Origin of the sequence: Staphylococcus lugdunensis (assembly GCF_002901705.1) — a bacterium.
GTDB classification, from domain to species: Bacteria; Bacillota; Bacilli; order Staphylococcales; family Staphylococcaceae; genus Staphylococcus; species Staphylococcus lugdunensis.
The window spans coordinates 918436-932932 of the sequence record NZ_PPPV01000016.1; the positions used below are offsets into that span (position 1 = coordinate 918436).

A 14497-nucleotide genomic window follows, 5' to 3' on the forward strand; every position below is an offset into this window, starting at 1 on the left:
AGATGATATAATGTTTTATAATTACATAATTGTATCAGGAGAAAATTAAATGAAAGTATTAAAGAATTATCAAAGTGTATTTATTATCTTATTTTTCTTACTTTTAAGTGCCATTACGCCATTAAGTGGTGATGATTGGACTTGGCGCACGCATGTTGGGATGGATAGATTAAAAAGTTTCTTTTATGACTATAATGGACGATATATCAGTAATATTATTGAGATTATCTTTGTGCGTTCAAGTTTTATTAGAGTGATAGGAATGACCATTTTTTCATCATTATTAATTTTATTAATGAGTCGTTTAGCATATAAGAAACGCGCGTTACAAAAAAGTATTGTCACATTAATTATTGTGATGCTTATGCCAACTCAGATTTTTGCTGAAACATTTGGATGGGTAGCAGGATATGTAAATTACGTAACTTCAGCTGTTGCCATGCTTTACTTTGTATTGTTGGGGCAGGCTATTGTTAATCGGCAATGGAAAGTTACACCGTTAAATGTTTTGCTAAATATTATTTTGGCAATTTTATCGATGTTACTTGTGGAACATGTAAGCTTATATTTATTGTTTGTCACTGTTTATTTTAGTATTATTTATTATTTAAAATATAAACGTATTTCTAAATATCTAGTCTATGGTTTTGTTAGTTTGTTTATTGGAGCTATAGTAATGTTCTCAAATAAAGCATATTATTCAATTGCTACAGCAAAAGATGCTTATCGCACGGTAGGTACAGACCAAGGCTTATTTAATGCGATGTTAGATATTTATTATACGCATAATATGTATTTGATTCCGCTTATTTTTCTAGCATGTGTTTATGTTGCTAAGAAACTGAATCGCATTGATAAAGTGAATGTGATATTATTACTCGGTATGTTTTTAGGAACGGTATATTTATTCTTTAACCATCGTAACTTAGAAGTACCACACCCTAGCATGACGCACATTGTAGCAGGTATATTATTTATTATTTACCTTGGTGCTTTTATAGGATTTGCTTTATATAATTTTTATCAAACATCACGTTTCGACATGTTAGTGCTGTATGCTTTAAGTACATTTGTCTGTACGGTACCATTTTTCTTTATCACACCATATGGTGGACGTACAGCATTAGCAAGTTTAATCTTTGCTCTATTAATTGTGTTAACCATGGTAGATGAGGTGACACCAGATGTTACCTTTACTTATAGTAATTGGATCAATGTGGGATTGATTGTGACGTTAGTCGTTACGATATTATTACCAATCGGTGAAAATAAGAAAACTGAAATGGAACGTACTCAAATTGTTGAACATCTACCTAAAAATGCGAAAACAGTGGAGTTACCGGGCTTGCCATATCCACAGTTTCATCATATGGGAGACCCAACTGAAAATACCTATATGACACCATTTTTCAAATTGTATTATGGCATTGACTACAAAAAAACAAAGTTTATTATTAAAACACACTATCATTAATAAAAAATAAGTATTTATAAAAGGGAGCGGGACAGAATTCATTATGAATTCTTAGTCCCGCCCCGGCAAGGTTGACTAGGATTGAAAAAAGCTTGGTATAAGCGTATTTTCAATCCAGTCAACTACTGACAATATAGAACTCAGAGCCTAAAATATAATTATGTCCCAGACTTTATTATATATTTAAAATGTATATAGATTAGTTTATTGGATTACACGGTTTCTTGACCACGTTTGTTCCAAGTTAAAATAAAGCTGAGCATAGCTAAAATGCTAACAATGGTTAATAAGATAAACCCAGCATCCCAGCCCATGTGATCAACAATAAAACCGAGTACGATGTTAGCCATCACTGCACCAAACAAATAGCCAAATAAGCCAGTTAAACCAGCTGCTGTACCTGCAGCTTTCTTTGGTACATAGTCTAGTGCTTGAAGGCCAATGAGCATAACAGGACCATAAATAAGGAATCCAATCATAATTAATGAGATATTATCTAACCAGGCATGTCCTGGTGGATTTAACCAGTAGATGAGTACAAAGACAGTAACACCTAGCATAAACAAAAATCCAGCTGGTCCACGACGTCCTTTAAAAACTTTATCAGATAGATAACCACAGATAATTGTGCCAGGTATTCCAGCCCATTCATATAGAAAATAAGCCCAACCAGAGCTTTTAAGATCAAAACTTTTTTCTTCACTCAAATAAGTAGGTGCCCAATCAAGCACACCATAGCGTACAAAATAAACAAAGATATTGGCAAAGGCGATAGCCCAAACCCATTTATTATTTAGCACGTACTTAAACAAAATATCTTTTGTAGTGAGTTCAGTTTCAAATGTTTCTTTCTTAGACGTCGGGTAGTCATCTTTATAAACTTCTATTGGTGGCAATCCTTGTGATTGTGGTGTGTCACGAACTAAAAAGAAGGCAATAATAGCTACAATGATGGCTAATAATGCAGGAAAGATAAACGCACCTTCAAACCCTTTTAAATAGCCTAAATGATATTGTGCTGTCACAAAAATACCCCAAGTTGCTAGTGGCGCCATTAATCCACCACCGATATTATGTGCAACATTCCAAATTGCTGTTTTACTACCACGTTCACTCACACTATACCAATGCACGAGTACACGACCAGACGGTGGCCATCCCATGCCTTGGAACCAACCATTGAGAAATAATAAAATGAACATAATAAGAATACTAGATGTGAAAAATGGTACAAATCCTAATAATAAGTTCACAACGGCCGTAAGGATTAAGCCAACTGTTAAAAAGATACGTGCATTGCTTCTATCACTTACCGTCCCCATCACAAATTTACTAAATCCATAAGCAATAGAAACAGCAGATAATGCAATACCGAGTTCTGCTTTACTAAATCCTTGTTCAATCAAAGCTGGCATTGCTAAAGAAAAGTTTTTGCGCAGTAAATAATAGCCTGCATAGCCAATAAAAATGCCTAAAAATACTTGCCAACGCAAACGCTTATAAGTTGCATCAACATCACTTTGTGGAAGTTGTTGTTTAGCTGCTGGCGGCTTTAAAAAGTTGAACATTTCAACACCCCTTTATTAAATTTACAAATACTTAACATCATCTTAATATAATTTTCTTGGTAATGGAATAATATTTTTATAATAAAAACAAATTAGTTATTAAAATATTATCGGTTAAAAATACATAATAAAATATATGGATTGTGGTCGAGAATGAGGTAAGGATATGTTAGTATAATGATAATTTATTATTGTATGTTAAAGGGAGCATGATGAAGATATTTGATTTTCAAGTCAATAATAGTATTCATTTCGAAAGATTAGAGATTGCTGAAGTAGATGCGTTATATCAACCTGTTGATTAATTTAGCTAATCATTATTTATAAATCATGGAGGGATAATAATGATATTTGGATATAAAATAGATGAAAGTATTAGTTTGAAAATACTAGAACAACGTGAAGCACCCCTTCTTTTCAAACTGGTAGATTCAAATCGTGAGTATCTATCCGAATTCTTACCTTTTGTTGAATACACAACAACAGTTGAAGATAGTAAAAAGTTTATACGTTCGGCGCTACAACAATTTAGTGATGGCAATGGCTTTCACAGTGGGATTTGGTTCGATGGAGAACTTGTCGGCGTCATTGGATTGCATTATTTGGACTTAGTTAATAAAAAAACATCGATAGGATATTACTTAGCAGAAACTTTTCAAAAGAAAGGGATTATGACTAAATGTACTGAAGCTTTAATTCGTTACATTTATGAGGAATTTGATGTAAATCGTATCGAGATTTGTATGAGTACCGATAATAAAAAAAGTCAATCAATACCTCAACGTCTTGGATTCACAAAAGAAGGTACTTTAAGAAGCAATGAAAGATTGCACGGAAAATTCTCTGATAGTTATGTATATAGTTTGTTGCGAGAAGAGTATGATCATTCATTATCGTTAAATAATTGAGAATTTTTCATGGATAAGTGTCATCATTTATGGGAGCGGGACAAAATTCATAATGAATTCGTAGTCCCGCCCTGGCAAGGTTGACTAGGATTGAAAAAGCTTGGCATTAGCGTATTTTCAATCCAGTCAACTAATGCCAATATAGAGTTCATAACTTAAAACATAATTATGTCCCAGGTTCTAAACGATAACGTTATTCATTGCGCCTAGAAATAGAGAATTAATTAAGTGTGGACGTTTCACATTATCCGCAATCCCAAGTATACATGTAATCATCAAATTTCAAAGCTAAGAGATCTTCGGGCTTAATAAAGATGTTACCAATTCCTAAATCTCCCCACATAATTTTAGCATTGCCTTTTTTTGTAGAATCAATCTGTAGTAAGAGCGTATCATATACTCTTAATCCTTTGTCATAAGCTCTTGGGTCTGCTTGCATAAATAGTGGATAGCCGCCTAGCTGGTTGCTTGGCTCTTCAGCAGAGAACGTATTAAATACAAGTTCCATTAAATCATCATAGCCATCAAACATTGATTCTAACTTAAATGAAGGGTTAACTTTATTCCAGATTGAGCGTAAATCTTCATCATATCTATAATCAGAAGAAGATATTGTTTGTTCAGTAAGCTTGTATTCTATTGAAAACGTTCCATCAAATGGAATATTCTCTTTATCAAACGCCAATGAATCCATATGAGCACGTACGTCTTCAAATGTTAAATTCGTAACTGGGTCTTTAATATAAATAAGACTTGAATTTGGATTGTCATTTTCTTTTTCATCAGACAAACCATACATTTCATTCTGTGCACTAATCCAGAATTGTATTATTCCTTCATTTACAGGAAATACTTTTTGTTCTTCTGGAAGTTCGCTTAAGTTAATCTGTGCTAACAAGGCCATAGGCTCTATATTTTCATCCAATGGAATATCATCCACTGACTTTAAAAATGGAACTCCACCAATCTTACTTTTAAGTAAAGTTTCATCTTGCATTTCAGATAGTTCCATTTAATGCATGGACGTACCGGCAGATTGCTCTGCTTCACCGATTCGACAAAGCGGTTATAAACCGTCTGTTCCTCTTCAGGAAGATGGCTGACATCTTGAATGTTTAGCATATGAACAGCTCCTTCTGTATGAATTAATACAATGCCATTATAAAGTAAAAGCATATCACTGTATAGTTTTGTATGCGCTAACGCATCCCTTGGATAGGTACTTCGTTAGGTTCAAGTATACCCAATATTATTATATGAAATTTGGGATAAACAACCGATAAAGGTAAATGATGTTATTTATATTGTGCAAGTGATTCCGATAGAAATACCTTTTTACAAGAAACGTAAGTAAAATTATGTTACATTTGCAGTGGTTGTTAGATATGTTTGAATAAAATTAAAAGGAGAGTTTTATAATGAAAAAGAAACTAGCAACAATTATTGCAAGTACCATTATCCTTTCTCCATTAGCATTTAATTTGCCAAACGACATTAATCCAGTTTCACAAAACAATCACACCGCACATGCTGAAGGTAAAGTTCTTTCTAAATACACGCTTAGCAAAGGTGAGGTTAAATCAATGGCGTCATCCATGCCTAAAAAATATAAAAATATTAATAAGTGGGCAGGCATCGTATCAGAATTATTTGGTAAATATAGCATTCCTGTAGAAGCGTCAATTTTAGCTAGCAACCACGCACAGAAAAAGACAGTTGACACTTTTACGTCAGCAGCAAAGCAAAATAAAAGAATCCAAGTTATTATTAAATCAGGCCCAACACCAAACCTTAATACAGTTGAATATAAAATTGTAAAATAAACGATATATTACGATTAGCGATGAAAAATTCTGTTAAAATAAATTTTTCATCGCTATATTGCGTTTTATAATAATGTAAGAAAGCAAAAAAAAGGTGTGTTTCCTATATTTCTCAGGAAATACACCTTTGAATTTATGTACTAATTTAGAAATTATTAACTCACTATACGAAAAGAGCCTTTTTATTAAATTACCCTGTCGTTCCCTCATGCAATTCAACTGGAAAAATATACTCTTGATGCGTAGCCTTATTGTGAATTCTTTGCTCTAAGATGTCTATGGCTTTATCCGCAATTTGACTGATAGGTTGGATGATTGTTGTTAAGTAAGGATGCATATATCTCATGAGTTGAGTTCCATCATAACCAATCAATTTCAAATCGTCTGGTATTCGTTTACCGAGTACTTGGGCAAGATGATAGATTTGAATAGCATCTGTATCATTGGAGGCAAAGATGCCATCAACGTTAGGATGTTCTTGAAAAATACGATTAAAAATTGCTGATTTTTCTTCGTAGCCTAAGCTAAAATCAACAGTATAGGTCACTGGTGATAAACCATGTTTATGCATCGTTTGTTCATAACCGGTTTGTCTTAGATTGGCAGGCGTATTCACATCAATAGGCCCATTGGTATGAATGATATGACGCGCGCCTTGTTGGATAAGACGTTCTGTAGCAATAATACCACCATTAAGATTGTCTGAACGAATATCTGGTATATCTTCGTTCATAACTCTATCAATGGCCACAATCGGTAAGTTTCTATTATTGTATTGTTCAATACCAATATTATGCGTGCCAACGATCAGTGCATCTATTTGGTTTGATAATAATTGATTAATATAATGACGTTCTTTTTCTGGATTATTCATTGAGTTACCAATTATAACGATATAACCTTTATCATACAGCCTTTTTTCTAATTCAAAGATAAGTTCACCAAAGAATGGGTTGGCAACCGTTGGAAAGAGCAAGCCAATTATATTTGTTTTTTGTTGATAGAGTTGGCGAGCTGCGGAATTTGGTTGATAATTCAACTTTTGCATTGCATGATAAACCTTATCTTTCGTTTCTTGACTTATATAGCCTCGGTTATTTAGGACACGTGATACCGTTGTTTTAGAGACTTGCGCGAGCTTAGCAACATCTTCTAATTTAGGTTTCATTGTGTGACACTCCTACTCCATATAGATTATTAACTTTATTATGCACTTTTCATAACCAGAATGCGATACAAATGAAACAGAAGCGGGATCAAAGTTAACTTTCGATTGTATACACAACGTTGACTTCGTAATCCCGCTTCATAAAACAATGAGATATGATTATTTTTTATTGTTTTGATTTAATCAAATTGGATGGCGTTTTCTGCTAGTTCATAAATATGAGTATTAAGTTTGATAGGTGAATCTGCAGAAACCCATATCTTAGGGGCAGTTTCGCTATAGAATCTTTCTGTAAATACAGCTTCACCATCATTAATAAACAATTCTACTGAACTTGTATCAATATACATTTGAAGTTTAAGCTGAGCTGATGGTTTGATGGTTGTGTATCTGCAATCATTTAAATCATTACGGTATAAGGTAAACTTACATTTTGTTGCATCGTAGTCAACAGATAATAATTCACTTTGCTGACTCGTCAATTGAAGTTTAAAGTTCTGTTGAGGAAGTAAAAGATTAAGTTCAACTTGTTTCATACCTTCTGATAATAGCGTACGTTCGCTAACTGTCATCGTATCATGTACACCTTCATCTTTACGCAATTGCTTTAATTCTTCGATAGGCGTCATGTATAAGTGGCCATGATTTAAATGAAGTTCACGTGGTAATGTCAGTGCACCTGACCAACCATCTTCTTTTTCAGGCATATGGCTTTCCCACATAGCCATCCAGCCAATTAAAATGCGTCTACCATCAGGTGTTTGCATCGTCTGAGGTGCATAAAAGTCATGACCATGATCCAGTTCTTTGAAGTTATCACGTGTAAATCGATGGTTGTCATAATCAAAATCACCCACGAAATACCCATTTTGGAATAAATTTAAATATTGTTCTTCTTCTGCATCCATGCCTTGTGGTGAAAAGAGTAAGACATGCTGACCGTCTAATTCAAATAAATCTGGACATTCCCACATATAACCTTCGATTTGTTGACCGTTAGACATATCAACAGGACCAATGTAATCCCATGATAATAAATCGTGTGAGCGATAAAGAATAATACGTCCTAAGGATTCGTTATTTTGACTGCCAACAATCATATAGTAGTCATCTCCATGTTGCCAGACTTTCGGGTCTCTAAAGTGGTGTGTATTATCTTCAGGTGGCTTAGGAATAATCGCATTATGTTGATATTTGGTAAAATGTAGACCATCTTGTGAAAAAGCCATGTTTTGATTTTGCCAAAAATGATCGGGGTCATTATCACCATAATAGTGATGGCCGGTATAGAATAAATATAAAGTGTCATCTTTAACAATACCGGTACCTGAGAAACAGCCATCTTTATCTTCTGTATCTCCTGGAGTTAAAGCGATAGGTAATGTTTCCCAATGTACTAAATCTTTACTGCGCGCATGTCCCCAATGCATTGGTCCCCATTCAGGCGCATAAGGATAATGCTGGTAAAAGATATGATAGTAGCCATTAAAATAGGAAAAGCCGTTTGGATCATTTATCCATCCTAATTTAGGCATAATATGATAGCCTAAACGATATCTATCATTTGAAATTGCATTTGTATTTTGCGTCTCCATTTTTATTAACACTCCTTAATTTATTCTCTAATAAAAGGATCTCCAAAGACATATTCGTTATCTTTTCTTAATGTAACAAAGGCAAAAATACCTGCCAATAAGACGATTGAAGAGATAACAAAGAATGTCGGTTGATAGCCAATATGGTCTCTTAATGTACCGAGTGGACCTGATAATATCACTTGACCAACTTGAGCAGATACATTGTAACCTACCATGTATATAGTAGCGGATAATTTTGTATCAAAATGCAAGGTAATATATCTGAAAATCGGCAAAATAAACAGAGGAACTTCTAAAGCATGGAACATTTTTATAAATGATACACTAATAGGTCCTTGAGCAATGCCACATAGGCCAATACGTAAAAACATAACAGTCGCACCTAAAAGTAACGTTTTACGCACACCAATTTTTGACATGATAATTGGCACAATACCCATCATAATTGCCTCTAAAAATACTTGTACAGAATTTAATGTACCGTACATTTGCTGCCCTACACTAGTAGATGAAAATAGTTTCGTATAGAAATCAGGAAACATTTGTTGGTCGAATATCGTATAGAAAGACCATGAAAATGTAATAAATATAATAATAATCCATAAGTCTTTTACTTTTAATAATGATAAGATACGATGCATTGATGGAACGGCTTCATCTTCGTTATCCTCAATACGTTCCTTAGCATTGATTTCTTCATCAGATTTCCAAAAGATGATGGTTAATAATAATATTAAACCAAGCAATGAGCCTAACCAGAAATTTAAATGTGGATTGATAACAAATGTGAAACCGGCAACAAGTGCCATTACGGCATATCCGAATGATCCCCATGCACGTGCTTGACCGTAATTAAAGTTAAAGAAACGACTGAATCTTTCTCCAACAGCTTCATATGCGCCCACAGCCGCTAAAAACCCACAAGATAGGAAGATAGCACCTAAAGCAACACCTAACCAAAACACATTTTGAATTAATGGTGCGTAAAGCCAAATGAAAAATGGTCCAACGAAAGTTGAAAAGAGTGAACAGAAAATAAGCAATGACCGTTTGATAACTAATTTATCTTGGATAATGCCATAGATGAACATCAATATGAGTGTGACAAAAGAATTGGCCGAATATATAGTACCAACCTTTCCGCCAGTTAAACCTAAACCGTTGCTATCTGAAGTAAGCCAAATTTGGAAAAATGACCACCAAATACTCCATGAAGCAAAAAAGAGCATGAACATTAATGAACTTTGTAAATAAGATTTGTTTTTAAAGGTAGCTATGAAATGTGTAGGTTTCATAATAGACCTCCTTATATCATTTTAGAAAACGCTTTCTTAATTTAGTTAAAGTGTAATCGCTTTCTAAAAATATGTCAACCGGATGACATATAATGTTTGGATGTAAGGATATACAAATTTAAACTTCCGGAAGTCTTAGCGCGCTTTTAAATTAAACGATGTTATTGAACTCATTGCTGTTTAACACCTTTACTAGAATGCATACACATCATAAGTACGTCGAGCATTTGAATCGTGTTACACTATAATCGATGTAAAAAATAAAAAGGAGAATTACAATGGGTTATCATGCTTTAATTATTGAAGATGATATAGATATCGCACATATTTTATCGCTTACTTTGACAAAGATGCATATTAAAACGACGTTAAATTTTTCTGGACAGGAAGCAATAGAAACGTTAGAAAAAGACCAATTTGATTTAATTCTATTAGATTTAATGTTGCCAGAGGTAAGTGGAGAAGAAGTATTAAGCTATATTAAAGCACATGCCAACAGCAGAGTCGTCGTTATTTCTGCTAAAACAGATGTTGAGGAGAAGGTACGTTTGCTAAGCAGTGGCGCCGATGATTATTTAACCAAACCGTTTGATACAAAAGAATTAGCTGCACGGATTGATGTACAATTGCGCAATTTGCAACAGATGCCACGTCAAGGTGATATCTTAACGTGGCGAAATCTTACGATAGATAAACAAACAAGAAAGGTGCAAGTTAAAAATCAGGTGCTCAATGTTACTAACACTGAATACGATATTCTATGTTTATTTATGTTGACACCCGAACAACCGATTTCTAAGCAAAAAATCTATGAAAATATTCAAGGTATCTATTTAGGTGATGACAATACAGTGAATGTACATATTTCTAATATTAGAAAAAAATTAGCTGCCTTCAGTGATGAATCTTATATTAAAACGGTATGGGGTATCGGTTTTATGCTTGAATAACAATCTTTATACTTTTTTTATATTTTACTTAAAGGACTTTAAGTATTTTCAAGTTAAAGTAAAGGTAACATTATAAGAGGAGATGATAATGTGAGCCTAGTTATTCAAACACAACAGTTAAGTAAAAAATACAAAGGTGCTCATGGCTTAATGCCAACGGATTTTAAATTGTATCAAGGTCAAATTTGCGCACTTATTGGTCGAAATGGCGCAGGAAAATCGACATTTTTTAAATTATTAGCACATCAAATTGAACCAGATAGTGGACAAATTGAGCTATTTGGACAGCAGGCAACAATTAAGCAACAAACGCGTAAGCGAATTGGGTTTATGATTGAACAGCCAACATTTATTGGCCGTTTTACTGCGTTTCAAAATCTAAAATATTTTAGTATTCAAAGAGGAATGTCGAGCAATCATCATATCCATGAAGTATTGCGAACGGTAGAACTTGATAATGTGACAAAAAAATTTAAAGCCTATTCATTAGGTATGAAACAGCGTTTAGGCTTAGCGTTGGCACTGTTGAATGGACCTGATTTATTAGTGTTAGACGAACCTATTAATGGCCTTGATGCACAAGGAATAAAAGATTTTCGTAATTTAATTTTACGTTTAAATCAAGAGCACGGTATTACCATTTTATTATCAAGCCACATTTTAAGTGAATTACAACAAGTGGCACAGCGCTTTGTCTTTATTGACCAAGGCCAAATCATGCAAGATATAACGAAAGAAGAACTCAATCAACAAAGTGCCAAGCAACTAGTTATGACTGTCGATGATACAGCACATGCGGCACAAGTGCTTGAGGAGCATATTCAAGGTGTGAAATACAACGTGTTACAAGATGATACATTAATCATTTTTGAAAGTCAGATAAAATACAGTCAGATTAATACACTAATGTTCCAACATGGTGTGACAGTATATGAATTAAGCATGCAATCAGCGAATTTAGAAGATTATTTCTTGAAAATGAATCGAGGTGGCAAGAATGATTAACTATCTTAAAAGTGAAAACTATCGGTTGACACATAGTAAAGGTATTTATTTATATACTGCTATCATTTCTGGATTAATTATTTTAGCGGCACTCACGCTTGTGAATTTTGGTCATACGACAAATAATTTTCCATATAGTAGAGCAAAATACCTTTACGGTAATGTTATTAGTGGGGCTATACCAATTATGTTTGTTGCTTCAGCTATGAATTTGCTCGTCAACAGTAGAGAAAATAGACAAATAATAAAACAAAGTCTATCATTTGATATTTCAAAAGGAATTATTTATTGGTCTAAGTTTCTATTATTCTTAGTGTATTTTGTACTATTATGTGTGATTTGTATTCTTGTGACCATTGGCATGGGCCTAACAGTTTTTAATAAAGACATGAAGTCATTACATGATTTTGTTATATCTATTTGCAATATGGCGCCATTGGTTTTTGGTGCGTTAGCATTAGTACACGTGTTGAATAGCTTGAAAATAAATGGTATTTTTTCAATGATTTTAACGCTAATTATTTACTACTATAGTGCGGGACTCTTACGTCTTTTAAAATATATTGATAAAGAATTTATTATTATTTATAAAAATTCTCCAATGCATGGATTTAAAAATATACTTGAAGAATACCTTAATGGCATGAGTACGTTTCATGTGGAATATTGGTTTTTAGGTATAGGTTTAAGTATCGTTATTTTAGCTTTAGGGCGATGGTTAGTGAATAAAGTAACGTATTAAATGATAAGTAAGGTGAATGGGTATGTTGATCTTTATAATAATCGTGTTGATTATAGGGATATTATTTTTAACTTATAAATACTTAGCACTCAAACGCGATGTGTCGCAACTGACGATACAATTGCAACAGTTGAGTCAAGATATTTCATCAAATCAACGCTTGCGTACAACAACACAGTTTCATGAAATGCAACAATTAACTAAGGCATTAAATCATATGTGTGATGAATATAAGCAACAACGTATCCAATTTAGAAAAAAAGAACTGATGTTGAATCAAGAAATCACAAATATTTCTCATGATTTACGCACACCATTAACAGCCATTAAAGGATATTCTGAACTCTTCACAGACGATATTGAAGTGACCGAGCAGAGACGCTATTTGAATATTATTAAAAATAAAACAACAACGCTTATCGAGACAGTTAATTTATTCCATGAAATTACGAAACTAAAGTCGTTAGATTATGAACTTAAAGTCGAACCAGTATCATTAAACACAGAGATAGAGCAAGTTTTCTTGTCGTATTATGCACAATTTACTAAACAACAACTTGAAGTGCGTTTCAATTTGCAACGTGTTTCCAACGTTAAGTTAGATTTAGCGGCCACGCGACGAATATTGACGAATTTAGTTCAAAATATTTTGCGCTACGGTAAAAGTTTTGTTGATATTTGCATATATGAACAAGAAGATTTTGTAGTAGTGAAGCTAGCCAATGATACAGATGAAGCTTTAACGGATGAAAATATACAAGATATATTCAAGCGTACCTATACACTTGATAAAAGTCGTCATCAAGGTAGGACGGGTATTGGGTTATACATTATTGCACAATTAGTTGAAAAACAAGGTGGAAATGTAAGCGCAAATATTAAAAATGACCTCTTTACGATAACAATGAAATTTCATAAAGGATAAATTATAGATATCATTAATTAAATTAAAGGAATAAATATGAATAAAACATGGTATAAGAACAATAAATATACATTGAGCTATATGATAATTTTTGGTGTCATCTTGTCATTTATTTTTGGGATACCATTAGGAACAGGGTTTGGTGTCGCAATTGGTGTCTCAACGGGTGTCGCACTTGGACAAGCAAAGCAAGTTAGTGTAGGGGCCCCAACAAAGAGCATTTCGAAAAGAAATTCATCAAGCAAAGCAAGTAGGGGTGGGCCTAAGCACAGTAAAACTGACTAAACCAGTTTTTTCTAACAAAGAAAGCTGGAGTGGCTCAAGCTGTCCTCTAAGAAAGTGTGCCAATCATTCAGCGTATTAATTAAAGCAGAGTCGGGACATTATTATGTTTTAGGCTATGAACTAAATATTGGCAGTAGTTGACTAGATTGAAAATACACCGATACAACCTTTTTTCAATCCTAGTCAACCTTGCCGGGGCGGAACTATGAATTCATTATGACATCTGTTCCGCTCTTTTTTTAATGCTTAATTTAATTGAATTTGTTGAATGACATCGTCAAATGCTTCTTGTTTTATTAAAGGCTGTGTCAACGTAATCTGGTGACCATCAGGATCTTTAAGCGTCAATTCATAGGCATTCCAAGGTTTTAGAGTTAATGGCTCTAGGATGTTTTTGGGAGATACACGAGCTGCAACAGCGTCAATGTCATCAACTAGTAGATTAAGGTAAATCGCGTTACCAACATGCCAATCTGTATCGTTAGTTATAAGCATAATATCTTGATATTTAGCTAAACGCAGATGATTCATAAGCACTTGTTGCTTATCATTTCTAAACTTGAAGACACTTTTGAATCCGAGTGTTTTGCTATACCATTTTTCGGATTTAGCTATGTCTTGCACACAAAGTTTATTAAACATTGGCATAAGATAAAATTCCATATGTCTCACCTCCTTCTGATGTTTAATATAAAGTATGACGTAACGTCAATATCAATAGATAAATAAACGAACAGCTTGCTAACAATATTGTCA

At 33.6% G+C, this 14497-nt stretch carries 13 protein-coding genes and 1 pseudogene; 8 read left to right on the top strand and 6 right to left on the bottom strand.

Annotated features, from left to right (window positions below):
* Positions 1 to 49 precede the first annotated feature (49 nt).
* Positions 50 to 1474 carry a DUF6056 family protein gene (locus CD041_RS11075; RefSeq protein WP_070648029.1) on the top strand — a complete coding sequence of 475 codons (1425 nt, stop codon included), beginning with the start codon at positions 50 to 52 and terminating at the stop codon, positions 1472 to 1474.
* A 212-nt stretch (positions 1475 to 1686) separates the two neighbouring features.
* Here CD041_RS11075 and glpT read toward each other — a convergent pair whose 3' ends face one another.
* Positions 1687 to 3042 carry a glycerol-3-phosphate transporter gene (gene glpT, locus CD041_RS11080; RefSeq protein ID WP_002479215.1) on the bottom strand — a complete coding sequence of 452 codons (1356 nt, stop codon included), beginning with the start codon at positions 3040 to 3042 and terminating at the stop codon, positions 1687 to 1689.
* 344 nt (positions 3043 to 3386) lie between these two features.
* Between glpT and CD041_RS11085 the strand changes: the two genes are divergently transcribed.
* On the top strand, positions 3387 to 3950 hold the full coding sequence (locus CD041_RS11085) for a GNAT family N-acetyltransferase (RefSeq protein WP_002479217.1): 564 nt from the start codon (positions 3387 to 3389) through the stop codon (positions 3948 to 3950).
* Positions 3951 to 4194: 244 nt separating this feature from the next.
* Here CD041_RS11085 and CD041_RS11090 read toward each other — a convergent pair.
* A pseudogene (locus CD041_RS11090) lies at positions 4195 to 5072 on the bottom strand (YwqG family protein).
* A gap of 296 nt (positions 5073 to 5368) precedes the next feature.
* On the opposite strand from CD041_RS11090, the gene CD041_RS11095 reads away from it, so the two are divergent.
* Positions 5369 to 5773 (top strand): hypothetical protein, encoded by a 405-nt coding sequence (locus tag CD041_RS11095; RefSeq protein ID WP_002479219.1) that lies wholly within the window; start codon positions 5369 to 5371, stop codon positions 5771 to 5773.
* Positions 5774 to 5963: 190 nt separating this feature from the next.
* On the opposite strand, the gene CD041_RS11100 is transcribed toward CD041_RS11095, so the two are convergent.
* The 3 genes from CD041_RS11100 to CD041_RS11110 all read right to left on the bottom strand — a co-directional run bounded on the left by CD041_RS11100 (position 5964) and on the right by CD041_RS11110 (position 9834).
* Entirely contained in the window at positions 5964 to 6941 is a 978-nt protein-coding gene (locus CD041_RS11100; protein ID WP_002461073.1) for a LacI family DNA-binding transcriptional regulator, read from the bottom strand.
* 179 nt (positions 6942 to 7120) lie between these two features.
* The gene (locus tag CD041_RS11105) at positions 7121 to 8536 is read right to left on the bottom strand and encodes a glycoside hydrolase family 32 protein (RefSeq protein WP_070648028.1); all 1416 of its coding nucleotides are present in this window, start codon (positions 8534 to 8536) and stop codon (positions 7121 to 7123) included.
* Between the two features lie 20 nt (positions 8537 to 8556).
* The gene (locus CD041_RS11110) at positions 8557 to 9834 is read right to left on the bottom strand and encodes an MFS transporter (RefSeq protein WP_070648027.1); all 1278 of its coding nucleotides are present in this window, start codon (positions 9832 to 9834) and stop codon (positions 8557 to 8559) included.
* Between the two features lie 278 nt (positions 9835 to 10112).
* On the opposite strand from CD041_RS11110, the gene CD041_RS11115 reads away from it, so the two are divergent.
* The 5 genes from CD041_RS11115 (at position 10113) to CD041_RS11135 (ending at position 13741) form a co-directional block, all read left to right on the top strand.
* Positions 10113 to 10784 carry a response regulator transcription factor gene (locus CD041_RS11115; protein WP_002479223.1) on the top strand — a complete coding sequence of 224 codons (672 nt, stop codon included), beginning with the start codon at positions 10113 to 10115 and terminating at the stop codon, positions 10782 to 10784.
* Between the two features lie 90 nt (positions 10785 to 10874).
* Entirely contained in the window at positions 10875 to 11789 is a 915-nt protein-coding gene (locus CD041_RS11120) for an ABC transporter ATP-binding protein (RefSeq protein WP_070648026.1), read from the top strand.
* The gene (locus tag CD041_RS11125; RefSeq protein ID WP_002492056.1) at positions 11782 to 12531 is read left to right on the top strand and encodes a membrane protein; all 750 of its coding nucleotides are present in this window, start codon (positions 11782 to 11784) and stop codon (positions 12529 to 12531) included. The genes CD041_RS11120 and CD041_RS11125 overlap by 8 nt, the downstream gene beginning before the upstream one ends.
* A 22-nt stretch (positions 12532 to 12553) precedes the next feature.
* Positions 12554 to 13456 (top strand): sensor histidine kinase, encoded by a 903-nt coding sequence (locus CD041_RS11130; RefSeq protein WP_002479225.1) that lies wholly within the window; start codon positions 12554 to 12556, stop codon positions 13454 to 13456.
* Between the two features lie 36 nt (positions 13457 to 13492).
* Complete coding sequence (locus CD041_RS11135) at positions 13493 to 13741, top strand: hypothetical protein (protein WP_070648025.1); 249 nt, start codon at positions 13493 to 13495, stop codon at positions 13739 to 13741.
* Between the two features lie 246 nt (positions 13742 to 13987).
* On the opposite strand, the gene CD041_RS11140 is transcribed toward CD041_RS11135, so the two are convergent.
* Positions 13988 to 14404 carry a VOC family protein gene (locus CD041_RS11140; protein WP_002461082.1) on the bottom strand — a complete coding sequence of 139 codons (417 nt, stop codon included), beginning with the start codon at positions 14402 to 14404 and terminating at the stop codon, positions 13988 to 13990.
* Positions 14405 to 14497 lie beyond the last annotated feature (93 nt).